Origin of the sequence: Variovorax sp. M-6, from assembly GCF_052114385.1 — a bacterium.
Lineage (GTDB): Bacteria > Pseudomonadota > Gammaproteobacteria > Burkholderiales > Burkholderiaceae_C > Variovorax.
Genome location: NZ_JBFREQ010000001.1, coordinates 88665 through 112611 on the forward strand (window position 1 = coordinate 88665; position 23947 = coordinate 112611).

The following is a 23947-nucleotide window of genomic DNA, read 5'->3' on the forward strand; positions in this document are numbered from 1 at the left end:
ATGCCGCCCCTGAATGCACCCACCCCGGGAGCCCGCGGCTGGTCGCGTCGCGCCGTGTTGCTGGCGACGCTCGCGGTCCCGGCGGCCTGGGCGCTGCCGCCGCGTGCCTTGCAGTTCCCGCGCGACTTCGGCAGCCACTCCGGGCTGCGCACCGAGTGGTGGTACATCACCGGCCATGCGAACAGCGCTGCGCGCGAGTTCGGCTTCCAGCTGACCTTCTTCCGCTCGCGCATCGACGCCACGCAGGCCATGCATTCCGCCTTTGCGGCGAAGCAGCTRATCTTCGCGCATGCGGCGATCACCGATCTCGAAGGCCGCAAGCTGTGGCACGACCAGCGCATCGCGCGCGAAGGCTTCGGCGTGGCATCCGTCTCCGAAGCCGACACCGACATCCGCCTGCGCGACTGGTCGCTGCAGCGCGACGGCGCGGGCTACGCGGCACGGCTGCCGGCCACGGGCTTCGCGATCGACCTGCGCTTCGCTTCGACCCAGCCGGTGCTGCTGCAGGGCAGCGCCGGCCTCTCGCGCAAGGGCCCCGAGCCCGAGCAGGCCAGCTACTACTACAGCGAGCCGCAGCTCGCGGCCTCGGGCAGTCTGACCGTCCAGGGCCGGCGCTTCGAAGTGCTGGGCCGCGCCTGGCTCGACCACGAGTGGAGCGAGGCGCTGATGCATCCCGAGGCGGTCGGCTGGGACTGGATCGGCATGAACCTGTTCGACGGCAGCGCGCTGACGGCCTTCAGGCTGCGGCGCCGCGACGGCTCCGCGCTGTGGCACGGCGGCTCGCTGCGCACGGCCGACGGCCGGCTGCAGGTGTTCGGCCCCGAGGCGCTGCGCTTCGAGGCCCAGGCCCACTGGACCAGCCCGCGCACGCGCGCCGCCTATCCGACGCGATGGCGCATCGAGACGCCGGCCGGTGCGTTCACGGTGCGGGCCCTGCTCGACGACCAGGAGCTCGACGGCCAGGGCTCGACCGGCACGGTGTACTGGGAAGGCCTGAGCGAATTGCTGGATGCAAGCGGCAAGCCGGTGGGCCGCGGCTACCTCGAGCTCACGGGTTACGCGCAGCCGCTGCGGCTTTGAACGCGAGGCCGGAGGCTCAGGGCCGGCGCCGGGTCGCTCCCGAGGCGCGGGGGCACGTTCAGCCCTTCGCCACCCCGCGCCGCCGATCGATGAAGGCGATGATCTCGCCCATGATCCCGCGCCGGAAGGCCAGCACGCAGACCACGAAGATCAGGCCCGTCACCATGGTCACCGACTCGCCCAGGGTGTTGAACCAGTCGATGGTCGTGAGGCGCGCCAGCAGGTGGCCGAATTCGCCGATCTTGTTCTCGAGCAGCACCACCACGGCCGAGCCCACCAGCGGACCCGACAGCGTGCCCAGGCCGCCCACCAGCGTCATCAGGATCACCTGGCCCGATGCGCTCCAGTGCACGTCGGACAGCGTCGCGAAGCCCAGCACCAGCGTCTTGAGCGAGCCCGCGAGGCCCGACAGCGCGGCCGAGATCACGAAGGCCAGCAGCTTGAAGCGGCTGACGTCGTAGCCCAGAGACAGCGCGCGCGGCTCGTTCTCCTTGATGCCCTTCAACACCTGTCCGAAGGGCGAATGGATGGTGCGCACGATCAGCAGGAAGGCGGCCACCACGATCACCAGCGTGACGTAGTACATCGTGAGGTCGCTCTGCAGGTCGATCAGGCCGAAGAGCTTGCCGCGCGGCACGCCCTGCAGGCCGTCTTCGCCGCCGGTGAACTTGGCCTGCAGCGCGACGAAGAACACCATCTGGGCCAGCGCCAGCGTGATCATCGCGAAGTAGATGCCCTGGCGGCGGATCGCCAGCAGGCCGAAGATCCAGCCCAGGAAGGCACCGGCCGCGGTGCCGGCGATGAGGCCGAGCTCGGGCGTCAGGCCCCAGACCTTCATCGCATGGCCGGCCACGTAGGCCGAACCGCCGAGGAAAGCCGCATGGCCGAAGGACAGCAGGCCGGTGTAGCCCAGCAGCAGGTTGAAGGCCGAGGCGAACAGCGCGAAGCACATCAGCTTCATCACGAACACCGGGTAGGCGCCCACGAAGGGTGCGACGACGAGCGCGATCAGCAGCAGCGCGTAGACAACAGGGGTGATTTTTCTCATGGCTCTATGCGTTGGGGCCGCGTCATTTCTCTTTGCCGAACAGGCCGGCCGGCCGGATGAGCAGCACGATCACCATGATCACGAACACGACGGTCGAGGAGGCCTCGGGATAGAACACCTTGGTCAGGCCTTCGATGACACCGAGCCCGAGCCCGGTGAGGATGGCGCCCATGATCGAGCCCATGCCACCGATCACCACGACCGCGAACACCACGATGATCAGGTTCTGGCCCATCAGCGGCGAGACCTGGATCACCGGCGCCGCCAGCACGCCCGCGAAGGCCGCCAGCGCGACACCGAAGCCGTAGGTCAGCGTGATCATCAGCGGCACGTTGACGCCGAAGGCCTCGACCAGCCGCGGGTTCTCGGTACCGGCGCGCAGGTAGGCGCCGAGCCGCGTCTTCTCGATCACGAACCAGGTCGCGAAGCAGACCACCAGCGAAGCCACCACCACCCAGGCCCGGTAGTTGGGCAGGATCATGAAGCCGAGGTCGGTGGCGCTCGCGAGCGCGTCGGGCGTGTCGTAGGCCAGGCCCGAGACGCCGTAGACCGAGCGGAACACGCCCTCGATCAGCAGCGTGAGCCCGAGCGTGAGCAGGAGGCCGTACAGATGGTCGAGCTTGTAGATCCAGCGCAGCAGCAGGCGTTCGATGAGGATGCCGAACAGGCCCACGATGACCGGCGCCACTGCCAGCATCACCCAGTAGTTGACGTCGAAATAATTCATCGCCATCCAGGTCAGCACCGCGCCGAGCATGAACAGCGCGCCGTGCGCGAAGTTGATGACGTTGAGCAGGCCGAAGATCACTGCAAGCCCGAGGCTCAGGATCGCGTAGAACGACCCGTTGACCAGCCCCAGAAGGAGCTGGCTCAACAAGGCAGGAAGCGAGATGTTCATAGGCTGTTCGAAGAGGCCGCCGCGCACGGCTGCCCGAAGGGGGTCATCCCCCTCCCGGCGGGGCTGGGCGAGGCGATACGAAGTGCGCCAGGCCCGGGGACGCGCGTCATTTCAGGAGGGCGCACTTGCTGTCGGCCAAGGTGGTGAAGACCTGGTCGCCGGGCAGCTTGGCGACCAGCTTGTAGTAGTCCCACGGCTGGGTCGACTCGGACGGCGACTTGACCTGCATCAGGTACATGTCGTGCACGAAGCGGCCATCCGCGCGGATCGTTCCCTTGGCGTAGAAGTCGTTGATCGGGGTCTTCTTGAGTTCCGCCATCACCTTGTCGGCATCGGTGCTCTTCACGGCCTGCACCGCCTTCAGGTAGGCCGTCGTGGCCGAATAGTCGGCCGCCTGGATGTCGGTCGGCATGCGCTTGGTCTTGTCGAAGAACTTCTTGCCGAAGGCGCGGGTCTTCTCGTCGAGGTTCCAGTCCCAGCTGGTGGTGAGCAGCAGGCCTTCGGTGTTCTTCAGGCCCAGGCTGTGGATGTCGGTGATGAAGACCAGCAGGCCGGCCATCTTCATGGACTTGTTGATGCCGAATTCCTTCGCGGCCTTGATCGCATTGATGGTGTCGCCGCTCGCGTTCGCGAGGCCGAGGATCTGCGCCTTGGAGTTCTGCGCCTGCAGCAGGAACGACGAGAAGTCCGAGGCGTTGAGCGGATGCCTGACGCTGCCGACCACCGTGCCGCCCTTTTCCTTCACGACCTTGGTGGTATCGGCCTCGAGCGCCGCGCCGAAGGCGTAGTCGGCCGTCAGGAAGAACCAGCTCTTGCCGCCCTGCCCCACCACGGCGCCGCCGGTGCCCTTGGCCAGCGCCACGGTGTCGTAGGCGTAGTGCACGGTGTAGGGGCTGCATTGCTCGTTGGTGAGCGCCGAGGTTCCCGCGCCGTTGACGATGAAGACGCGCTTCTTCTCCTGCGCGACCTTGGCCAGCGCGAGGCCGGTGCCGGAGTTGGTGCCGCCGAACAGCATCGTGAGGTTGTCGGTGTCGATCCACTCGCGCGCCTTCGAGGCGGCGATGTCGGCCTTGTTCTGGTGGTCGGCCGTGACCAGTTCGATGGGCAGGCCGTTGACCTTGCCGCCGAAGTCGTCGATCGCCATCTGGATCGCGGTCGCCCCGCCCTTGCCTTCGACGTCGGCATAGAGGCTGGACATGTCGGTGATGAATCCGATCTTGACCTTGTCCTGTGCCTGGACGCCGCCGGCCGCCATGGCGACGGCGAGGGAGACAGCGGTAAGCGCGATTGTTTTTTTCATGGTCGGATCAGAGAGATGAGTGAGAGAAATCGTTGAATCGGCGCGTCATTTCCAGAGCGCGCACTTGGAGTCGGCCTTGGCCGTGAACACCTGGTCGCCCGGCAGCTTGGCGATCACCTTGAGGTAGTCCCAGGGCTGCTTCGACTCGGCCGGCGACTTGACCTCGACCAGGTACATGTCGTGCACCATGCGGCCGTCGGCGCGGATCGTGCCCTTGGCGTAGAAGTCGTTGATCGGCGTCTTCTTGAGTTCGGCCATCACCTTGTCGGCATCGGTCGTCTTGGCCGCCTGCACCGCCTTCAGGTAGGTCATCGTGGCCGAATAGTCGGCCGCCTGGATGTCGGTCGGCATGCGCTTGGTCTTGTCGAAGAAGCGCTTGGAGAACTTGCGGGTGTCGTCGTTCAGGTCCCAGTACCAGCTCGTGGTGTGGAGCAGGCCTTCGGTGTTCTTGAGGCCCAGGCTGTGGATGTCGGTCAGGAAGATCAGCAGTCCGGCCAGCTTCATGCTCTTGCCGATGCCGAATTCCTTCGCCGCCTTGATCGAGTTGACGGTGTCACCGCCGGCATTGGCCAGGCCGAGGATCTGCGCCTTCGAGTTCTGCGCCTGCAGCAGGAAGGACGAGAAGTCCGAGGCATTGAGCGGCGCCCGGACCGCGCCGACCACCGTGCCCCCCTTGGCCTTGATCACCGCCGAGGTGTCAGCTTCGAGCGCATGGCCGAAGGCGTAGTCGGCGGTCAGGAAGAACCAGGTCTTGCCGCCGCGGTCGACCACCGCGCCGCCCGTTCCCTTGGCCAGCGCGACGGTGTCGTAGGCATAGTGCACCGTGTAGGGGCTGCACTGCTCGTTGGTGAGCGCCGAGGTGGCGGCGCCATTGTTGAAGTAGATCCGCTTCTTTTCCTGCGCCACCTTGGCGGTCGCCAGCGCGGTGCCGGAATTGGTGCCGCCGAACACCATGGTCACGCCCGCGGTGTCGATCCATTCGCGGGCCTTGGAGGCGGCGATGTCGGCCTTGTTCTGGTGGTCCGCGGTCAGCAGTTCGATCGGCTGGCCCAGCACCTTGCCGCCGAAATCGTCGATCGCCATCTGGATCGCGGTCGCCCCGCCCTTGCCTTCGAGGTCGGCGTACAGGCTCGACAAGTCGGTGACGAAACCGATCTTCACTTTCTCCTGTGCCTGCGCGGCGCCGGCAGCGAGCGCCATCGCGGCGATGGCCAGGGTCATTGCGCTGAACTGGTTCTTCATGGAATCCTCCGTTCGATCAACAGGTTGAGAAAAGAAATCAAACACCGAGCAATTCGTTGAGCACCGGCATCTTGGCCTCGAGTTCGGAGGCGCCGAACTTCTCGACGATGCGCCCGTGCTCCATCACGTAGAAGCGATCGGCCAGCGGCGCCGCGAACCGGAAGTTCTGCTCCACCATGACCACCGTGTAGCCCTTGCCGCGCAAGGTGTGGATCATGCGGGCGAGCGCCTGCACGATCACCGGCGCCAGGCCTTCGGAGATCTCGTCGAGCAAGAGCAGCCGGGCGCCGGTGCGCAGGATGCGCGCCACCGCCAGCATCTGCTGCTCGCCGCCCGACAGCCGCGTGCCCTGGCTGTTGCGACGTTCGGCCAGGTTCGGGAACATGGCGTAGATCTCGTCGACCGACATGCCCTTGGCGGCGCCTTTGAGCGGCGGCGGCAGCAGCAGGTTCTCCTCGCACGAAAGGCTGGCGAAGATGCCGCGCTCTTCCGGGCAGTAGCCGATGCCCTGGTGGGCGATGCGGTGCGTCGCCATGTGGATGGTCTCGACGCCGTGGACCTTGATGCTGCCCTTGCGGGTGCCGGTCAGGCCGAGCACGGCGCGCATCGTCGTCGTGCGGCCGGCACCGTTGCGCCCCAGCAGCGTGACGACTTCGCCGGGCTGCACGACCATGTCGACGCCGTGCAGCACGTGCGATTCGCCGTACCAGGCCTGCAAACCCTTGATTTCGAGTGCGGGAGTGGCCATCAGTGGGCTCCCTGCAGTGCGCCGTCGGTGGTGCCCATGTAGGCCTCCATCACCTGCGGATTGCGCGAGACCTCGGCATACGGCCCCTCGGCCAGCACGGCGCCGCGCTGCAGCACCGTGATGGTGTCGGCGATGGTCGAGACCACGCTCATGTTGTGCTCGACCATCAGGATCGTGCGGCCGGCCGACACCCGCTTGATCAGTTCGGCCACCCGGTGCACGTCCTCGTGGCCCATGCCCTGGGTCGGCTCGTCGAGCAGCATCAGTTCGGGCTCCATCGCGAGCGTGGTCGCGATCTCGAGCGCGCGCTTGCGGCCGTAGGGCAGGTTCACGGTCAGCTCGTCGGCCAGGTCCTCGAGGCCGACTTCGGCCAGCAACGCTTCGGCGCGGGCATCCAGGGGCGCCAGCGTCTTCTCGCTCTTCCAGAAGTGGTAGGACGTTCCCAGCGCACGTTGCAGGCCCAGGCGCACGTTCTCGCGCAAGGTCAGGTGCGGGAACACCGCGGAGATCTGGAACGAGCGGATGATGCCGCGCCGCGCGATCTGCGCCGGGCGTTCGTTCGTGATGTCCATGCCGTTGAACAGGATCGTGCCCGAGGTCGGCTCGAGGAACTTGGTCAGCAGATTGAAGCAGGTCGTCTTGCCGGCGCCGTTGGGGCCGATCAGCGCATGGATCGATCCGCGCACGACCGAGAGATCGACCTTGCTGACCGCGGTGAAGCCCTTGAATTCCTTGGTGAGCTGACGTGTTTCGAGAATGATGTCGCTCATCTCGCGCGGTCGCCCGTTGGCTGGCAGAAAAATTCGGTCATGCGGTCCATCTCAGCGCACCACCATGGTTGCGCGGACCGCATTGTTTGCAGCGGCGGCAACACTTGCCTACTGGGGCAAATGCCTAGCCGGGGCTCGGCCCCGGCGACGGGGGCACGGCGATTGTGCTCGTCCGTTCGAGCGAAAGGCAGAATGCGGTCCAGCACCCAGCATCCGACGCCACCATGAAACATGCCTGCCCGCGTTGCCAGGAGCTCACCATCTCCGGGCTTGCCAAACGTTGGTCAGACCGCGCATGCCCCGCGAAGTGCGCGAATTGCGGCTGCCTGTCGCACGTGCTCGCAAGCACTTCCGGCGGCATCGGCGCCGGAACGTTTCTGGCGCTCGTGGCGTCGATGGTCGCCGCCGCGGGCCTGATGTCCTATCTCGTCGCGGTGAGCGGGGCCTGCCTTGCGTTCGCTTTCAACATGTGGGCATGGAAGCGCGCCATGCTGGTGCCGATTCCCAAGGAGAACATGGACGCGGCGAGGACGGTGGGCTGGTTTCTTGCGGGCGTCTACGCGCTACTGGCGTTGTTCGGCAACTAGCGCACGCGGGCCGCCGCATCCAGCTGCCGGACAGCGACCTGGACCGGCATCGACAGCAGGATCTGCGCCATGCTCTTTCCCAGCGGGTCCACCCGCAGCGACGCCATGCCGCCGCCGCCCAGCGCCTCTTCGCACACGAAGTTCATCGCGTCGATGCCGGGCAGCTCGTAGCGGGTCACCTTGCCGCGGACCAGATGCGCCAGGTAGGCCGCCACCGCGTCCGCCGTCAGCTGGGCACGCAGCGTCGGCAGCAAGGCCGGATGCCGCGCCATGACGCCGATGTTCGAGGTGTCGCCCTTGTCGCCGCTGCGGGCGTAGGCCAGCCGGATCAGCGGGACTTCGATCCGGTCGTCATCGCGCGTCGTGGCGTCGTCCTCGCCCTGAACGGCCACGGCGCCATCCTGCGCGCCAGGGGCTTCGGGCGTCCGCGCCTCCGAGGCCGGCGAACTCGCCGGCACGGCCCACCGTTCGCCGCCCAGTTCGACGAAGGGCGTGAACAGCGCCTTGTCGACGAGCAACGGGAACTGGCGGATCGACAGCGCCGCCGAGGGCCGCCCGCCGCCCATGCCGGTCGTGCCCGGCGCCCAGGAGGTGCCGGCCGCGGAGATTTCCTTCGCGAACACTTCGAGCGCGGCCTTCTCGCCATGCGTCACGGCGACGCGCAGCACGGCCTGCCTCGGCGGATGCCGGGTCGCATGCGGCCCATAGCCGTCCTCGGCGCCCAGCACATCGATGTGCGTCGCGCTGAAGTCGCGCCAGCCACGCGCTTCGAAGAGATCGCGCGTCCGACGGATCATGGCCTCGCCGGTGCGCCGGGCCTTCGCCGTGGCGTCGAAGCCGACGATCAGCAGCTCGGCGTTGCAGCGGTACCCCGCGGCGTAGGTGGCGGTGACCTTGAACTTGTCGGAGGGCGCGCGGCCCTTGGCGCCGGCCACGCGGACTTCGCCCGGCGCGGTCTCGGTGATGCTGACGTTGCGGAAGTCGCACACCACGTCCGGAAGCAGATAGGCGGACGGGTCGCCGATCTCGTAGAGCAGCTGCTCGCCGACCGTGGCACGAGAGACCAGGCCGCCGGTGCCCGGCGGCTTGCTGACCGTGAAGGAACCGTCGGCCGCGCATTCGACGATGGGATAGCCGATGTGCGCCCAGTCCGGTACCCGGTCCCAATCGGTGTGAAGCCCGCCCGTGGCCTGGCATCCGCACTCGATGATGTGACCCGCGAGGCTGCCGCCCGCCAGGCGGTCCCAGTCGTCGGCGCTCCATCCGAACTCGTGCATGAGGGCGCCCAGCGTCACGGCGCTGTCGACGCAGCGTCCCGTGATGACGATCTGGGCGCCGGCGGCCAGGGCGCTCGCGATCGGCGCCGCCCCCAGGTAGGCATTGGCGCTGACCAGCCGCTCGGGCAAGGGCTCGCCCGTCGTCATGTGGCCGATGCCCTGCGCGCGCAGCGCGTCGATCAGAGGCAGCGCGTCGTCGCCGGTGACGACCGCGACCTTGACTTCGAGACCGAGGCCCGCGGCCAGCTTTTCGACGGCTGCAGCGCAGGCCCTCGGGTTGACGCCGCCGGCGTTCGCGATCACCCGGATGTTCTTGCTGACCACCATCGGCAGCACCGTGGCCATGGCCGAGGTCACGAAATCGGTCGCATAGCCCATGTCCGGGTTCTTCAGCCTGGCGCCGGCCAGCAGCGACATCGTGAGTTCCGCCAGGTAGTCGAACACCAGGTAGTCGATCGCGCCCTGCTCGACCAGCTGCGGCGCGCCCACCGAGCTGTCGCCCCAGAAGCCCGAGGCGCCACCGATCCTCACGGTCCGTTTGTTCATCATCGCTCCTTCGGAAAATCTGCGGCTCACTCGGCTTCGATGCCGGCGGCCCGGATCACGCGACCCCACTTCTGGGATTCGGCGGACTGGAACCTGGCCAGACCTTCCGGCGTGCTGGTCGCCGCCTCGCCGCTCGAGGTCGCCTGGTAGGCCACGATGGCGGGCGATGCGGAGACCTTGATCAGCATCTCGTTGAGCCTGGCCGTGACCGCGGCCGGCGCCTTCGGCGGCAGGTAGACCGCGGTCCAGTACGACATGTCATACCCCTTGACGCCGGCCTCGTCCACCGTCGGCACCGTGGGGGCCGCGGCGAGCCGCTGGGTGCCGCTCACCGCGAGGGCGCGCAGCTTGCCGCTCTTGACCTGGGGCAGCGCGGTCGGCGCGTCGGCGAACATGAAGTCGACCTGGCCGCCCAGCAGGTCCGTGATCGCCATCGGATTGCTCTTGTAGGGGACGTTGACCATGTCGACGCCCGTCATCTGCTTGAGCAACTCGCTGGCCACCCGGCTGGAAGAACTGCCGCTGCCGAAGTTGAGCTTCCCGGGCGACTTCCTTGCCGCGGCGATCAGGTCGGAAACCGACTTGATCGGGGACGACTCGTTCACGAGCAGCAGCATGTGCCCCTTGGAGAGCAGCGTCACGGGCGTGAAGTCCTTGACCGGGTCGTAGGGCAGCTTCTTGTAGAGGTGTTCGTTGGCCGCGTGCGTGGTGTTGGTGGTCATCAGCATCGTGTAGCCGTCCGGCGCGGCCTTCGCGACGTATTGCGCGGCAATGAAGCCGCTGGCGCCCGCCTTGTTGTCGACGACGACGGGCACCTTGTACTCGGTGGACAGGGCTTGCGCCATGCTGCGCGCCTGCTGATCGGTGCCGCTGCCCGCGGCGAAAGGCACCACGATCGTGATCGGCTTTTCCGGGTAGGCCTGTGCGTGCGCGAGTCCGACGCACCACATCATGGCGGCAGCGGCCGTTGTAGCGCCCAGGGCGCGATGGAAGAAACGAGGCATGGGGTCTCCTGTTTGAAAAATGGCTGGATGCGGTCCATGGCGCCGGCGGCGCCTCGGCAGCTCAGGCATCGCTGCCGCCTGCTTTCGAAGGGATGCCGTAGTCCGCGTTGTGCTGGCCCAGCCGCGGCGCCACGCCGCGGTGCGCGGGGCGCACGCCATCGATCGACAGCGGCAGCGCCGTCAAGCGGAAGTCCTCGCCGGGCACCGCCTGCAGCATGCCCAGGGCTTCGACTTGGGGATGGGCGATGGCCTCGGGGACGGTGTGCACGGGTGCGCACGGGACGCCGGAGGCCTTGAAGCGGGAGAGCCACTGCGAACGCGTCTGCGCCTTCAGCAGCGGGGCCAGCTCTGCCAGCAGCGCCGCCTTGTTGCCGAGCCGCGCACGGTTGGTGGCAAAGCGCTCGTCGTCGACCCAGTCGGCGCGGCCGAGTTCGTGCGCGAGCTTGGCGAACAGGCGGTCGTTGCCGCAACAGATCAGCACCGGTGCATCGGCGGTCTCGAAGGCCTCGTACGGCACGAAGCCCGGATGGCCGGAACGGTGGCGATCCGGCAGCCGGCCCTCGTTGACGTAGGCGTCCGCCTTCTGGCCGGTCCACACCAGGGCCGTCTCCAGCAACGAGGTGCTGACCACACCGCCCTTGCCCGTCGAATGCCTGCGCTGCAGAAGCGCCAGCGCCCCGATGACGGTCCACATGCCGCTGCCCTGGTCGCAGACCGAAGCACCGGTCCGCATCGGCGGATCCTCCGGGCCGCCGTTGATGCTGGAGAGCCCGCTGAAAGCCTGGATCAACGGCTCGTAGCCCGGCAGCATGCGCATGGGCCCGGTGTGGCCGAACGCGGAGATCTCGCAATAGATCAGGCGCGGGTGCCTCTCGCACAGCGTGGGGCCATCGATGCCCAGCGTCTTCGTGACGCCGGGGCGCAGGTTGTGGATCAGGATGTCCGTGTCCGCGACCAGGCGTTCGAATGCCGCCAGGCCCTCGTCGCTCTTGAGGTCGATCGCGACCGACTTCTTGCCGCGATTGAAGATGTGGAAGTTGTGGGCATCGCCATGGCGGAACGCCGGGCCCATGTGACGGGCGTCGTCCCCGCCTTCGGTCCGTTCGAGCTTGACCACCTCGGCGCCGAGGTCGGCGAGGATCGCGCCGGCGAAAGGCCCCGCCAGGACCTGACCCAGCTCGAGGACGCGAATGCCTTCAAGAATGTTGTTCATGCATTTGTCGAGGCCGTTCGACCTCTTGTCTCCGTAGCAGCAACAAATTCTGGCCGCATGCGCCTGATGTGGGAAGGACAATAATCCTATAACTCTGATAACCCAATCGGATCAATTTCACCACTCACACGGCATGCGGATCGGCATCACCCTTCAGCAACTCGAGGCCTTCGTCGAAGTCGCCCGGACGGTCAACTTCCGATCGGCGGCCCAGGCGCTGCATGTGTCGCAGCCGGCCTTGAGCCGGACGATCAAGGTGGTCGAGGCGGCGCTGGGCGCGCGCCTGTTCGACCGCGATACCCGGCATGTGGAAATCACGCCCGCCGGCAGGGAACTGCTCCCGATCGCCTTGCGGATCCTGGAGAACTTCAACAGCTCGTTCAGCGAGTTGTCACAGTTCCTGGAGGGACGCAGTGGCCACGTCACCGTCGCGTCGCTGCCCTCGGCCGGCGTGGCGCTGCTGCCGAGAGCGATCGCCGCGTTCCGCCTGCTGCACCCGCAGGTCCAGTTCTCGCTGATCGAGGGGCACGCGGACCTGCTGCGAACGGCCATCGACGAGGGGAAGGCCGACATGGCCATCAGCGTGCGGCCGGCGCCGCAGGAGCCCCTGCTCTACCGCCATTTGCTCGATGACCCCTTCGTGCTGCTGTGCCGTCGCGACGACCCCCTCAGCGCGAGATCCTCGGTGCCGTGGTCGGCGTTCGCTGCGCGCCCGTTCATCGCGAGCAGCTACAGGAGCAGCATCCGGCCGATCACCGATGCGGCCTTTCTCCAGAAGGGCCTGCCGATCCTTCCGGCCATCGAGTATCCGAGCATCGCCGTGGCGGGAGCCCTGGTGGCGGCGGGCCTCGGCTTGACGGCCTTGCCGCGGCTGGCCCTTCAGCTCATCAAGAACGACGATCTGGTCGCGATACCGCTGCAGCGGCCCGTGATGTCGCGGCCGGTCGGCGTGGTCACGCGGGCCGGCCGTTCGCTCTCGCCGGTGAGCCGGGCGTTCCTGGAGTCGCTCCGGCGCCTCGCGCGGGCGCCCGCTCAGTGCGCGCCGGCCGCGGCGTCCGACGTGCCTGCGCCCTTGGCGGGCCTGGCCAGCCAGACCAGCGGGATCAGCAGCAGGAACAGGAGCGCGGAGCCGTAGAACACGTCATTGGTGGCCAGCATGAAGGACTGCTGGTCGACGATGCGGTTGATCTGGCCCAGCACCTGTTCGGGGCTGAAGCCCCCGGCGCCCAGGTTGGCGATCGCGCTGTTCGCCGCCGCGCTGCCCTGGTTCACGGATTCGACCAGCTGCGCGTGGTGCAGCGCCGCCCTGTTCTCCCACAAGGTGGTTGCGCTCGAGGTGCCGATCGCGCCCGCGGTGATGCGCAGGAAGTTCGACAGCCCCGAGGCCGCCGGGATCCGGTCGGGCGAGAGGCCCGACAAGGTGATGGTCACCAGCGGAATGAAGAAGAAGGCCATCGCCACGCCCTGGATGATCGTCGGGATCATGATGGTCCAGAAGTCGGCCTGGGTGTTGAAGTTCGAGCGCATCCAGAGCACCAGCGCGAACACCAGGAACGAGAAGGTCGCGTAGCGGCGCGGGTCGACCTTGCCCACCGTGAGGCCGACGATCGGCGAGAAGATGATCGCCAGCATGCCCACCGGCGCCATGATCATGCCGGCCTGGGTCGCGGTGTAGCCCATGAACTGCTGCAGCCACAGCGGCAGGATCACCACGTTGCCGAAGAAGAGGCCATAGGCCACCGCCGTCGCCAGCGCGCCCGACCAGAAGTTGCGCCGCTTGAAGAGCGACAGGTCGACCACCGGATGCTTGTCGGTCAGCTCCCAGATCAGGAAGAAGGCGAAGCCGACCACCGCCACCACCGCCAGCGTCATGATCACCGCCGAATGGAACCAGTCGAGCTCCTTGCCCTTGTCGAGCATCAGCTGCATCGCGCCGACCCAGATCACCAGCAGCGCCAGCCCGATGCCGTCGATCGGCACCTTGCGGGTCACGCTCTCGCGCTTGCGATAGATGGCCCAGGTGATGCCCGCGGCCAGCAGGCCGACCGGGATGTTGATGTAGAAGATCCAGGGCCAGGAGATGTTGTCGGTGATCCAGCCGCCGAGCATCGGCCCCATCACCGGCGCGACCAGCGTGGTCATCGACCACATCGCCATCGCGAGGCCCGCCTTGGCGCGCGGATAGCTCGACAGCAGCAGCGTCTGCGACAGCGGGATCATCGGGCCGGCCACGAAGCCCTGCAGCGCGCGGAACGCGATCAGCGTCGTCATGTTCGGCGCCAGGCCGCACAGCCACGAGCTGATGATGAACAGCAGCACGCTGGTCATGAACAGCCGCACCTGCCCGAAGCGCTGCGTGAGCCAGCCCGTGAGCGGCACCGCGATGGCGTTGGCCACCGCGAAGCTGGTGATGACCCAGGTGCCCTGCGTCGAACTGACGCCGAGGTCGCCGGCGATCGCCGGCAGCGACACGTTCGCGATCGAGGTGTCGAGCACGTTCATGAAGGTCGCGGCCGACAGCGCGATCGTGCCCCACACCCGGGCGGAGCCCTCGAGCGGCGGCAGCGGCTGGGAAGCGGTGGCGTTCGACATCGCGCGCGCTCGCCCGATCAGCCGGGATGCGCTGGCGAAGGCGTCGGCGTCGCGGCCGGCGCGGCGCTGGCCGCCGGCGCCTGGCGCGGCGCGTTGCGGCCGAGGTTGGCGGCGATGATGCGATCGACCTCGGCATCGGCGCCGCTGTCGAGCTGGCTGTAGACCTGCGTCTGGATCAGTGCACTGCCGCGCGGCGCGTCGGCCAGCGCCTTGCCGTCCTTCTTCGAGATGTCGATCTCGGCGTCCATCGACAGGCCCACGCGCAGCGGGTTGGCCTTGAGCTGCTCGGGGTCGAGCGCGATGCGCACCGGCACCCGCTGCACCACCTTGATCCAGTTGCCGGTGGCGTTCTGCGCCGGCAGCAGCGCGAAGGCCGAGCCGGTGCCGACGCCGAGGCCGGCGACCCGGCCGTCGTACTCCACCTTCTTGCCGTACAGGTCGGCCGTGAGCTTCACGGGCTGGTCGATACGGATGTTGCGCAGCTGCACTTCCTTGAAGTTGGCATCGACCCACAGCTGGTTCAGAGGCACGATCGACATCATCGGCGTGCCGGCGGCCACGCGCTGGCCGAGCTGAACCGTGCGCTTGGCCACGTAGCCCTCGACCGGTGCCGGCATCGCGACGCGCTGGGTCGCGAGGTAGGCCTCGCGCACCTTGGCCGCGGCCGCGAGCACACTCGGGTGCCGCTCGACAGAGGTGCCCTCGGTCAGCGACTGGTTGCTGGTCAGCTGTTCGCGCGCCGAGAGCACGCCGGCCTGCGCCGCCGCCAGTTGGCTCTTGGCATTGGCCAGCGCGGTCTCGGAGTGGTTCAGCTCTTCCTTCGACACCGCGCCGTTGCCCGACAGGGCCTGGCGGCGCTTCAGATCGTCCTGCGCCCGCGCGATGTCGCTCTGTGCGCGCACGATGTCGGCCTGCCGCAGCGTGACTTGCGCCGCCAGCGAGCCGTTGTTGGCATACAGGGTGCGCGCCAGGCGCACCGCCTGCGCCAGCGCGGCCTCGGCCTGCTCGAGCGCCACCCTGGCATCGGAGGGATCGAGCTGGACCAGCGGCTGGCCGGCCTTCACCAGGTCGGTGTCGTCGGCCATGATCGCCATCACGGTGCCGCCGATCTGCGGCGTGATCTGGATCACGTTGCCCTGCACGTAGGCGTTGTCGGTCGATTCATAGTGGCTCGCGACCAGCCATTCGTAGACCCCCCAGCCGGCGCCGGCCAGCACCACGACCGAGGCCAGCGCGGTCAGCGCACGGCGGCGCTTGTTGTTGGCGGCAGGCGCCTGGGCGATGGGCTCGATCGGCGCGGCGGCCGGGGCGTTGTTGCTGTTTTCCATGACGGTGTCTTTCGGATTCGGAGCAGTGTTCGGGAGTGATCAGGGATGCGCGGCCGCAGGCGCGGCGGCGGTCTGGGTGGCGTCCGAAGGCTGCCAGCCGCCGCCCAGCGCGCGCGCCAGCCCGACCTGGCTTTCGAGCGCACGGGCCGCGAGGTCGACGCCGTCGCGGCGCTGCGCCAGCACGGTGATCTCGGCCGTCAGGACGTCGAGGTAGTTGCCGAGCCCCGCGCTGTAGCGCTGCAGGCCGATGTCGTAGGCGGCCTCGGCGGCATCCTGCGCCTCGCGCTGCTGGATCTGCTGGCGCGCCACCGACTGCACGCTCGTGACCTGGTCGGCGACGTCGCGCACCGCATCGAAGACGGTGGCGTTGTAGCTGTCGATCGCGGCGTCCAGGTCGGCCGACTTGCCGCGCAGGTTGGCGCGCAGGCGGCCACCCTCGAAGATCGGCAGACGGATCGCGGGGCCGACGCCCCACTGCTGGCTGTCCGACTTCAGCAGGTTGCCGTAGCCGATGCTCGAGAAGCCGGCGAAGGCCACGAGGTTGACGTTGGGATAGAACTGCGTCTTCGCATTCGCGACGTCGCTGTTCGCGGCCTCGACACGCCAGCGCGCAGCGGCGATGTCGGCGCGCCGGCCCAGCAGATCGGCCGGAATGGTCTGCTGCAGGGCCATGCCCTTGAAATTGCCAAGCCTCGGCGGCGCCAGCGCCTGGGTCGCGCCGGGCTTCGCCACCAGGGCGTCGAGCGCGTGCCGCGCGATCGCAATCTGCTCGTCCAGCGCCTCGATCTGCTGGCGGGCCTCGGGCACGCTGCTTTCGCTCTGCTTCAACTGCAGGCGCGTGTCCAGGCCGGCGGATACGCGGTCGCGCACCAGCGTGAGCAGCTCTTCGCGCTGGGCCAGCGCGCGCTGGGCCACCACCAGCCGGTCGTTGAGTCGTGCCCACTGGACATAGCCGCGCGCCACGTTGCTCGCCAGCAGGATGCGCGCGGCATCGGCCTCCGCCGCGGCCGCATTGGCCGTGCCCAGCGCGGCGTCGAGCGCCGTGCGGTTCTTGCCGAAGAAGTCGAGTTCCCAGCTGGCACCGATCTGCAGCGTGCCTGTTTCCTGGACCGAGCCGCCGAGCGGCTTCGGATAGATGGAGGTGGCGCTGAACTTCTGCCGCGTCAGGTCGAGGGCGCCGTTGATCTGGGGCCAGTCGGCCGCCTCGGCCGTCATCACGGAAGCCTGGGCGCGCGCGAGCCGGGCGCGGGCGATCTGCAGATTGGGGTTGCCTTCGACGGCCTGGTCGACCAGCGCGTTGAGCTGCGGATCGCCGAAGGCCAGCCACCATTGGCTGTCGAGCGTCGGTGCGGCCCGGGCGGCCGTCGGTGCCGTGGCCAGGCCGAGGCTTTCCGCGGTCTGCAGCTTCGGGTTCGAGGCGATCGCGCCCATGTCGGCGCAGCCGGCGATGGCCAGCGCCAGCACGGCCGCGGCGACGGCACTCGCACGCCGCAAGGTCCGCTCAGGAAGAGGTCGAGTCATCTTTTTCCCCACGGGCCGACAAGGCCTGTGCGTTGTCGAGGATGCGGCGCAGGTAGCTCTTGAGCTGCTCCCACTCCTCGTTGGTGAATCCGGCCAGGTGTTCGTTCTGCACCCGGCTGAGAATTTGCGGCACCTCGCGGGCCGCTGCGCGGCCCTCGTCGGTGAGTTCGATGTGGACCACGCGCCGATCCGCCACGGAACGCACGCGCCGGCAGAGGCCCTTGGCTTCGAGGCGATCGAGCAGGCGCGTCATGGCGCCGGTGTCGAGCAGGCATTCGCGCGCCAGTTCGGCCACCGTGGTGACCTTGCCCGTGTACAGCTTGTGCAGCGGCACCCACTGGGGATAGGTCGGACTGCCGGGTTCGCACATGTGCATTTCCACCGACTGGCCGACCGCCGTCAGGATGCGGCGCATCATGTAGCCGATGCTCTCCTCCGCGCGGTAGTTCTCGGCCTTGTAGAAAGCCTCGACCATCGGCGGCTTGCCGGGTGAAGGGGCCGCCCGGCGGTCTTCCGGGGTCTTGGATTCGGACATACCCGAATATTAGTTGCCTCGGCAATTACTGTCAAGGCGACCTTTGGTGAGGCAAGCGTTTCGCTAGAATGGCTGGGATATGGCCTCCTCTTCCCCCTCGCTCGCCAAAGGCTCGCCGAAGTCCTTGTCGGGTCTGGCGCCCTTCCTGCGCCCTTACCGCACCCAGATCTTTCTTGCGGTGGTGTTCCTGGTGCTGGCTGCGGCGACCACCCTGGTGTTCCCGATCGCCCTGCGCAGCCTCATCGATGGCGGCCTGGTCTCGACCGACAAGGGGGCCCAGACGATGGCGCTGCGCGAGCATTTCGTCGCCCTGTTCGCGGTCGCCGTGGCGCTCGGGCTGTTCTCGGCGGCGCGCTTCTATACGGTCAGCTGGCTCGGCGAGCGCGTGACGGCGGATCTGCGCAACGCCGTCTACGCCCACGTGCTGCGGCAAAGCCCGGTCTTTTTCGAGACCACCCAGACCGGCGAGGTGCTGTCGCGCCTGACCGCCGACACCACGCTGGTGCAGACCGTGGTCGGCTCCTCGCTCAGCATGGGGCTTCGCAATGCGGTGATGGGCGTCGGCGCCCTGGCCATCCTGGTCTGGACCAACCCCTATGTGATGGTGCAGGTGCTCGGCATTCTGGTGCTGGTCGTGCTGCCCAGCATGTGGTTCGGCCGCCGCGTGCGCAAGCTGTCGCGCGCCAGCCAGGACCGGGTGGCCGACTCCAGCGCGATCGCGGCCGAGGTGCTCAACGCGATCCCGGTGGTCCAGAGCTACACCGCCGAAGCCCGCGAGGCGGCCCGCTTCGATGCCTCGACCGACAGCGCGTTCCGGACGGCGGTGCGCCGCACGCGGGCGCGTTCGGTGCTCGTGGCGTTCATCATCATCGCGACCTCGGCGGCGCTGCTCTGGGGCCTGTACCAGGGCACGCAAGCGGTGCTGCGCGGCGACATCACGGCCGGCCATCTCGGGCAGACCGTGGTCTACGTGATCATCCTGGCGAGCGCCGCGGCCGTGCTCGGCGAGGTCTACGGCGACCTGCTGCGCGCCGCCGGCGCCACCGAGCGCCTGATGGAACTGCTTCACGCCAAGCCGGTGATCCTGTCGCCGGAGCGGCCGACCCAGGCGCCGGTGCCCAAGGCCGGCAGCGCCCTGAGCCTGGAGGGCGTGGGCTTCCACTATCCCTCGCGGCCCGGCACCCCTGCCCTGCGCGATGTCACGCTCCGGGTGGCGCCCGGCGAAACCGTGGCGCTGGTGGGATCGAGCGGGGCCGGCAAGAGCACCGTGTTCCAGCTCTTGCTGCGCTACTACGACCCGCAGTCCGGAAGCATCACGCTCGACGGCACGCCGCTGGCGGCACTGTCGCTCGACGAATTGCGCAAGCGCATCGGCCTGGTGCCTCAGGACGCGGTGATCTTCTCGGCCAGCGCGCTCGAGAACATCCGCTACGGCCGGCCCGACGCCAGCGTCGAGGAGGTTCACGCCGCCGCCCGCGCCGCCTTCGCGGACGGCTTCCTGCGGGCCCTGCCCGAGGGTTACGACACCTTCCTGGGCGAGCGCGGCGTGCGCCTGTCGGGCGGCCAGCGCCAGCGCATCGCGATCGCCCGCGCCATGCTCAAGAACCCGCCGCTGCTGCTGCTCGACGAAGCCACCAGCGCGCTGGACGCCGAGAGCGAGCGCATGGTGCAGGCGGCCCTCGAATCCGCCATGTCGGGCCGCACCACGCTGGTCATCGCCCACCGGCTCGCGACGGTGCAAAAGGCCGATCGCATCGTGGTGCTGGACCACGGCGGCATCGTCGAACAGGGAACGCATGCGGCGCTGGTGGCGCAGAACGGCGTTTATGCGCGGTTGGCCGCTCTCCAATTCACGGCGGATCCCCAGGCGCTGACCGAAGCCGCCTGACGCTGCAGGCTACTGCAGCGTCTCCTTGAGGGCCGCAGGCAGCGGCAGCGTGAAGACGGGGATGCCTTCCTCGGCCAGCGAACGGGCCTGCTCGGGCGTCGCCTGGCCGCGGATGCCGCGTTCCTCGGCTTCGCCGTAATGCATCTTGCGGGCTTCGTCGACGAAGCGCTCGCCCACGTCCTCGGTCTGGGCGATCACCTCGCGCACCGCGCGCAGCCAGCGCGCCTCGGGCGAATCGGTGGCCGGCAGCCGGGCCGGCGGCGTTTCGACCGGCGCCTTGGCATTGCCGAGGTTCAGCCGTGGCGCGGCCAGCAGCTTGGTGATGGCCGTATCGCCGCACATCGGGCATTCCACCAGGCCACCGGCGAGCTGGGTGTCGAATGCATCCTGCGATGCAAACCACCCTTCGAAGCCATGGCCGTGGGCGCACTGGAGGTTGAGGACCTTCATGGGCCGATTATCGGCCGGCGGGCAAAGTTGTGTGGTGCCAGTCGAGCACCCATGCGCCCGACAGGACGTTCTGCAGCCAGAGCGTGCAGGTCAGCGTCTTGGCGTCCGACACCGTGCCGTCGCGGCACCAGCCCATCAGTTCCTCGGGCGTGGCGGTGATCACGTCCAGGAACTCGCCGTGGTCGAGCTGACGGTCGCCCAGCGTCAGGCCGCGTGCAAAGTAGATGTGAATGATCTCGGTCGAGTACGCCACGGCGAGATGCATGGCACCGGCACGGGCCCACTCGCGTGCGGTATAGCCGGTTTCCTCGAGCAGCTCGCGCTGGCCGCAGACCAGCGGCTCTTCGCCCGCGTCGAGCTTGCCGGCCGGGAATTCAGTCATCACGTGGCCGACCGGATAGCGGTACTGGCGCTCGAGCACGACGCGGCCGTCGTCCAGCAGCGGCACCACCACCACCGCCCCCGGATGCACCACGTACTCGCGAGTGGCGGTGTGGCCATCGGGCAGGCGCACGGTGTCGCGCTTGGCGTGCAGGAAGTTGCCCTTGAACAGCTGCTCGCTCGCGGTGAGTTCTTCCCTCAGGTGCTTGTCGGTCATGTCAGTGCGCGTGGCGGCATTTCATGCCGCAGTGCGTCGGTGCTTCAGGAGATAGCGCCAGGTGAAGCCGGGAAAGGCCAGCACGATGAACAGAGCGCCCGTGACGGCGTAGAACTCCCAGCCCTGCGACGCGATCTGGCCGACCCGGCGTTCGAACAGCAGGCCGATGCCGCCGGCCGCGAAGTAGAGCAGCACCAGTTCGGCCAGCCGGACGGCGAGCGACTTGGCGCGTGCCGGGATCGGCACCAGCCCGAACAGGCGCTCGTTGAGGAACGGCAGGTTGGCCGCCAGCAGCGCGACCCCCAGCACCATCCAGACCGACGCGCTTTGTGACACGGTCGCGCTCAGGTCGCCAGCGTGGCCACGATCGCGTTCGCGCACAGCGTCATGAGGCCACCGGGCAGGATGCCCAGAATCAGGATCAGGGCGCCGTTGAGCGTCAGCACGGTGCGCACATCGCCCGGTGCCGAGACCGTGCTGGCCGTGACCGGCGCATCGAAGTACATCACCTTGACCACGCGCAGGTAGTAGAAGGCGCCGATCAGCGACATCACGACCGCGAACACGGCCAGGCCGATGTACAGGGCCTGACCCGAAGCGATCAGCGCCTGCAGCACGGCCAGCTTGGCGTAGAAGCCGACCAGCGGCGGAATGCCGGCCAGCGAGAACATCGCGATCGCCATCACGCCGGCATAGAGCGGGCTGCGCTGGTTGAGACCGGCGAGATCGGTGATCTCCTCGCTCTCGAAACCCTCGCGCGCCAGCAGCAGGATGATGCCGAAAGCCGCCAGCGTGGTCAGCACGTAGGTCACGATGTAGAACATCGAGGCGCTGTAGGCGAACTGGGCGTTGTAGGTGTTGCCGTTGACCACGCCCGCCACCAGGCCCAGCAGCATGAAGCCCATCTGCGCGATGGTCGAGTAGGCCAGCATGCGCTTGAGATTGGTCTGCGCGATCGCGGCCAGGTTGCCGACCAGCAGCGACGCGATCGCCAGCAGCGCGAGCATCTGCTGCCAGTCGATCGCCAGCGGCAGCAGTCCCTCCACCAGCAGGCGGATGATGATCGCGAAGGCCGCCAGTTCGGGCGCGGAGCCGATCATCAGCGTGACCGCGGTCGGCGCACCCTGGTAGACGTCAGGCACCCACATGTGGAACGGCGCGGCGCCGACCTTGAACGCCAGGCCGGCGACGATGAACACCAGGCCGAACACCAGCACCTGGTGGTTCACCTTGCGGCTCGCGATCGCCTTGAACACCTCGTTGATGTCGAGCGAGCCGGTGGCGCCGTACATCATCGACAGGCCGTAGAGCAGGAAACCGCTGGCCATGGCGCCGAGCACGAAGTACTTCATGGCGGCTTCGCTCGCCACCGCGTTGTCGCGGCGCAGCGCCACCAGCGCATAGCTCGAGAGCGTCAGCAGTTCGAGGCCGAGGTAGATCAGCAGGAAGTTGCTGCCCGACATCATCACGAACATGCCCAGCAGCGCGAACAGGCTCAGCGTGAACAGCTCGCCGCCGCGCAGCATGCCGCGGTCGGCCGCATAGGGCCGGCCATAGACCAGCGTGACCATCAGGGCCAGGGTCGCGAAGCACTTGAGCCAGCTGCCCATCGGGTCGCTGACGACCATGCCGCCGAAGCCGTAGATCGTCTTGCCCTCGGCGGCGTTGAAGCCGGTCAGCACCGCGACGATCGCGAGCGTGAGCAGGGTCAGCACATAGGTGCCGGTGCGGCGCGGGCTGGTCGCGGACAGATCGACCAGCGCGATGATGCAGGCCATGATCAGCAGCACCACCTCGGGGTAGATCGTCATCCAGCTGAGTTTGTCAATCATCTTGTTCTCTTACGGCAGCTTGGAGACGGACACGTGCTGCAGCAGCCCATCCACGGAGGCATTCATCACGTCGGTGAAAGGTTTCGGATAGAGGCCCATCCACAGCACCGCGATCGCCAGCAGCGACAGCATGAGGAATTCGCGCGCATTGATGTCGCTGAGTTCCTTCACGTGGTCGTTGCCCACCGGGCCCAGGTAGACCCGCTTGTACATCCACAGCGTGTAGGCGGCGCCGAAGATCAGCGCGGTGGCTGCCCCCAGGCCGAGCCAGAAGTTGGCCTTGACCGCGCCGAGGATCACCATCCACTCGCCCACGAACCCGGCGGTGGCCGGCAGGCCGCAGTTGGCCATCGCGAACAGCAGCGCGAAAGCGGCGAACTTGGGCATGGTGTTGACCACGCCGCCGTAGTCGGCGATCTGGCGCGAATGCACGCGGTCGTAGAGCACGCCGATGCACAGGAACATCGCGCCCGAGACGAAGCCGTGGGCGATCATCTGCACGATGCCGCCGGCGACGCCGAGCTCGTTGAAGATGAAGAAGCCGAGCGTCACGAAGCCCATGTGGGCCACCGACGAATAGGCCACCAGCTTCTTCATGTCCTGCTGCACCAGCGCCACCAGGCCGACGTAGATCACCGCGATCAGCGACAGCGCGATCATGAGCCAGGCCCATTCGTGCGCGGCGTCGGGCGCGATCGGCATCGAGAAGCGCAGAAAGCCGTAGGCGCCGAGCTTCAGCATGATCGCCGCCAGCACCGCGGAGCCGCCCGTGGGGGCTTCGACGTGCACGTCGGGCAGCCACGTGTGGACCGGCCACATCGGCACCTTGACCGCAAAGGACGCGAAGAAAGCGAAGAACAGGAAGGTCTGCGCGGTGCCCGACAGCGGCAGCTTGTGCCAGCTCAGGATGTCGAAACTGCCGCCCGACTGGTTGTACAGGTAGATCAGCGCGACCAGCATCAACAGCGAGCCGAGCAGCGTGTAGATGAAGAACTTGAAAGCGGCGTAGATCTTGTTCGGTCCGCCCCAGATGCCGATGATCAGGTACATCGGGATCAGGGTGGCTTCGAAGAAGACGTAGAACAGCAGGCCGTCAAGTGCCGAAAAGGTGCCGATCATGAGACCCGACAGGATCAGGAAGGCGCCCATGTACTGGTTCACGCGCTCGGTGATCACCTCCCAGGCCGAAATCACCACGATCACGGTGATGAAGGCGGTCAGCAGCACCAGCCAGAACGAGATGCCGTCCAGGCCGATGTGGTAGCTGATATTGAAGCGATCGATCCAGGGCGACTTCTCGACGAACTGCATCGCGGCGGTGCCGTTCTGGAAACGCGACCAGAGCGGCAAGGTGACCAGGAAGCTCGCAATCGAACCGACGAGCGCCACCCAGCGCACGCCCCTCGCGTGTTCGTCCCGACCGAAGGCCAACAGCACGACGCCGAAGGCGATCGGCATCCAGATGGCAAGGCTCAACAAACCCATTTTTG

At 67.7% G+C, this 23947-nt stretch carries 22 protein-coding genes; 4 read left to right on the plus strand and 18 right to left on the minus strand.

Annotation, left to right across the window (positions count from 1 at the left end; all coding sequences use genetic code 11):
• A complete protein-coding gene (locus tag AB4Z46_RS00455; protein WP_442281504.1) occupies positions 1 to 1080 on the plus strand; it encodes a lipocalin-like domain-containing protein in 1080 nt (359 codons plus the stop codon).
• A gap of 58 nt (positions 1081 to 1138) precedes the next feature.
• Here AB4Z46_RS00455 and AB4Z46_RS00460 read toward each other — a convergent pair whose 3' ends face one another.
• The 6 genes from AB4Z46_RS00460 to AB4Z46_RS00485 form a co-directional block, all read right to left on the minus strand.
• Positions 1139 to 2128, minus strand: a complete 990-nt coding sequence (locus AB4Z46_RS00460; protein WP_442281505.1) for a branched-chain amino acid ABC transporter permease — start codon at positions 2126 to 2128, stop codon at positions 1139 to 1141.
• A gap of 22 nt (positions 2129 to 2150) precedes the next feature.
• Positions 2151 to 3026, minus strand: a complete 876-nt coding sequence (locus AB4Z46_RS00465; RefSeq protein ID WP_442281506.1) for a branched-chain amino acid ABC transporter permease — start codon at positions 3024 to 3026, stop codon at positions 2151 to 2153.
• A gap of 106 nt (positions 3027 to 3132) precedes the next feature.
• The gene (locus AB4Z46_RS00470) at positions 3133 to 4326 is read right to left on the minus strand and encodes an ABC transporter substrate-binding protein (protein WP_442281507.1); all 1194 of its coding nucleotides are present in this window, start codon (positions 4324 to 4326) and stop codon (positions 3133 to 3135) included.
• A 45-nt stretch (positions 4327 to 4371) separates the two neighbouring features.
• On the minus strand, positions 4372 to 5568 hold the full coding sequence (locus tag AB4Z46_RS00475; RefSeq protein WP_442281508.1) for an ABC transporter substrate-binding protein: 1197 nt from the start codon (positions 5566 to 5568) through the stop codon (positions 4372 to 4374).
• A gap of 37 nt (positions 5569 to 5605) precedes the next feature.
• On the minus strand, positions 5606 to 6316 hold the full coding sequence (locus tag AB4Z46_RS00480) for an ABC transporter ATP-binding protein (RefSeq protein WP_442281509.1): 711 nt from the start codon (positions 6314 to 6316) through the stop codon (positions 5606 to 5608).
• Positions 6316 to 7086: an ABC transporter ATP-binding protein gene (locus AB4Z46_RS00485; RefSeq protein WP_442281510.1), complete on the minus strand. Its 771-nt coding sequence runs from the start codon at positions 7084 to 7086 to the stop codon at positions 6316 to 6318. Before AB4Z46_RS00485 ends, AB4Z46_RS00480 begins: the two co-directional genes overlap by 1 nt.
• Before the next feature lie 224 nt (positions 7087 to 7310).
• On the opposite strand from AB4Z46_RS00485, the gene AB4Z46_RS00490 reads away from it, so the two are divergent.
• Entirely contained in the window at positions 7311 to 7673 is a 363-nt protein-coding gene (locus AB4Z46_RS00490; protein ID WP_442281511.1) for a hypothetical protein, read from the plus strand.
• Here AB4Z46_RS00490 and AB4Z46_RS00495 read toward each other — a convergent pair.
• The 3 genes from AB4Z46_RS00495 to AB4Z46_RS00505 all read right to left on the minus strand — a co-directional run bounded on the left by AB4Z46_RS00495 (position 7670) and on the right by AB4Z46_RS00505 (position 11713).
• Entirely contained in the window at positions 7670 to 9496 is a 1827-nt protein-coding gene (locus tag AB4Z46_RS00495) for an acyclic terpene utilization AtuA family protein (RefSeq protein WP_442281512.1), read from the minus strand. The genes AB4Z46_RS00490 and AB4Z46_RS00495 overlap by 4 nt on opposite strands.
• 26 nt (positions 9497 to 9522) lie before the next feature.
• Positions 9523 to 10500, minus strand: coding sequence for a Bug family tripartite tricarboxylate transporter substrate binding protein (locus AB4Z46_RS00500; protein WP_442281513.1), 978 nt, complete (start codon positions 10498 to 10500; stop codon positions 9523 to 9525).
• Between the two features lie 61 nt (positions 10501 to 10561).
• On the minus strand, positions 10562 to 11713 hold the full coding sequence (locus AB4Z46_RS00505; protein ID WP_442281514.1) for a CaiB/BaiF CoA transferase family protein: 1152 nt from the start codon (positions 11711 to 11713) through the stop codon (positions 10562 to 10564).
• Between the two features lie 133 nt (positions 11714 to 11846).
• Here AB4Z46_RS00505 and AB4Z46_RS00510 point away from each other — a divergent pair, with 133 nt between their 5' ends.
• On the plus strand, positions 11847 to 12848 hold the full coding sequence (locus tag AB4Z46_RS00510) for a LysR family transcriptional regulator (RefSeq protein ID WP_442281515.1): 1002 nt from the start codon (positions 11847 to 11849) through the stop codon (positions 12846 to 12848).
• On the opposite strand, the gene AB4Z46_RS00515 is transcribed toward AB4Z46_RS00510, so the two are convergent.
• The 4 genes from AB4Z46_RS00515 to AB4Z46_RS00530 are packed head-to-tail and all read right to left on the minus strand — an operon-like array spanning position 12746 to position 17629.
• A complete protein-coding gene (locus AB4Z46_RS00515; RefSeq protein ID WP_442281516.1) occupies positions 12746 to 14305 on the minus strand; it encodes a DHA2 family efflux MFS transporter permease subunit in 1560 nt (519 codons plus the stop codon). The two genes, AB4Z46_RS00510 and AB4Z46_RS00515, sit on opposite strands and share 103 nt — an antisense overlap.
• A 17-nt stretch (positions 14306 to 14322) precedes the next feature.
• A complete protein-coding gene (locus tag AB4Z46_RS00520; protein WP_442281517.1) occupies positions 14323 to 15633 on the minus strand; it encodes an HlyD family secretion protein in 1311 nt (436 codons plus the stop codon).
• Between the two features lie 39 nt (positions 15634 to 15672).
• Entirely contained in the window at positions 15673 to 17154 is a 1482-nt protein-coding gene (locus AB4Z46_RS00525) for an efflux transporter outer membrane subunit (RefSeq protein ID WP_442281518.1), read from the minus strand.
• Positions 17135 to 17629: a MarR family winged helix-turn-helix transcriptional regulator gene (locus tag AB4Z46_RS00530; protein WP_442281873.1), complete on the minus strand. Its 495-nt coding sequence runs from the start codon at positions 17627 to 17629 to the stop codon at positions 17135 to 17137. Before AB4Z46_RS00530 ends, AB4Z46_RS00525 begins: the two co-directional genes overlap by 20 nt.
• Before the next feature lie 139 nt (positions 17630 to 17768).
• On the opposite strand from AB4Z46_RS00530, the gene AB4Z46_RS00535 reads away from it, so the two are divergent.
• A complete protein-coding gene (locus tag AB4Z46_RS00535; RefSeq protein ID WP_442281519.1) occupies positions 17769 to 19577 on the plus strand; it encodes an ABC transporter transmembrane domain-containing protein in 1809 nt (602 codons plus the stop codon).
• A 9-nt stretch (positions 19578 to 19586) separates the two neighbouring features.
• On the opposite strand, the gene AB4Z46_RS00540 is transcribed toward AB4Z46_RS00535, so the two are convergent.
• The 5 genes from AB4Z46_RS00540 to AB4Z46_RS00560 are packed head-to-tail and all read right to left on the minus strand — an operon-like array spanning position 19587 to position 23942.
• The gene (locus AB4Z46_RS00540; protein WP_442281520.1) at positions 19587 to 20027 is read right to left on the minus strand and encodes a DUF1178 family protein; all 441 of its coding nucleotides are present in this window, start codon (positions 20025 to 20027) and stop codon (positions 19587 to 19589) included.
• Positions 20028 to 20034: 7 nt separating this feature from the next.
• On the minus strand, positions 20035 to 20625 hold the full coding sequence (locus AB4Z46_RS00545; RefSeq protein WP_442281521.1) for an NUDIX domain-containing protein: 591 nt from the start codon (positions 20623 to 20625) through the stop codon (positions 20035 to 20037).
• A 21-nt stretch (positions 20626 to 20646) separates the two neighbouring features.
• Positions 20647 to 20961: a DUF2818 family protein gene (locus AB4Z46_RS00550; RefSeq protein ID WP_442281522.1), complete on the minus strand. Its 315-nt coding sequence runs from the start codon at positions 20959 to 20961 to the stop codon at positions 20647 to 20649.
• Between the two features lie 8 nt (positions 20962 to 20969).
• A complete protein-coding gene (gene nuoN, locus AB4Z46_RS00555; RefSeq protein WP_442281523.1) occupies positions 20970 to 22457 on the minus strand; it encodes an NADH-quinone oxidoreductase subunit NuoN in 1488 nt (495 codons plus the stop codon).
• A gap of 9 nt (positions 22458 to 22466) precedes the next feature.
• Positions 22467 to 23942 carry an NADH-quinone oxidoreductase subunit M gene (locus AB4Z46_RS00560; protein ID WP_442281524.1) on the minus strand — a complete coding sequence of 492 codons (1476 nt, stop codon included), beginning with the start codon at positions 23940 to 23942 and terminating at the stop codon, positions 22467 to 22469.
• Between the last annotated feature and the right edge of the window lie 5 nt (positions 23943 to 23947).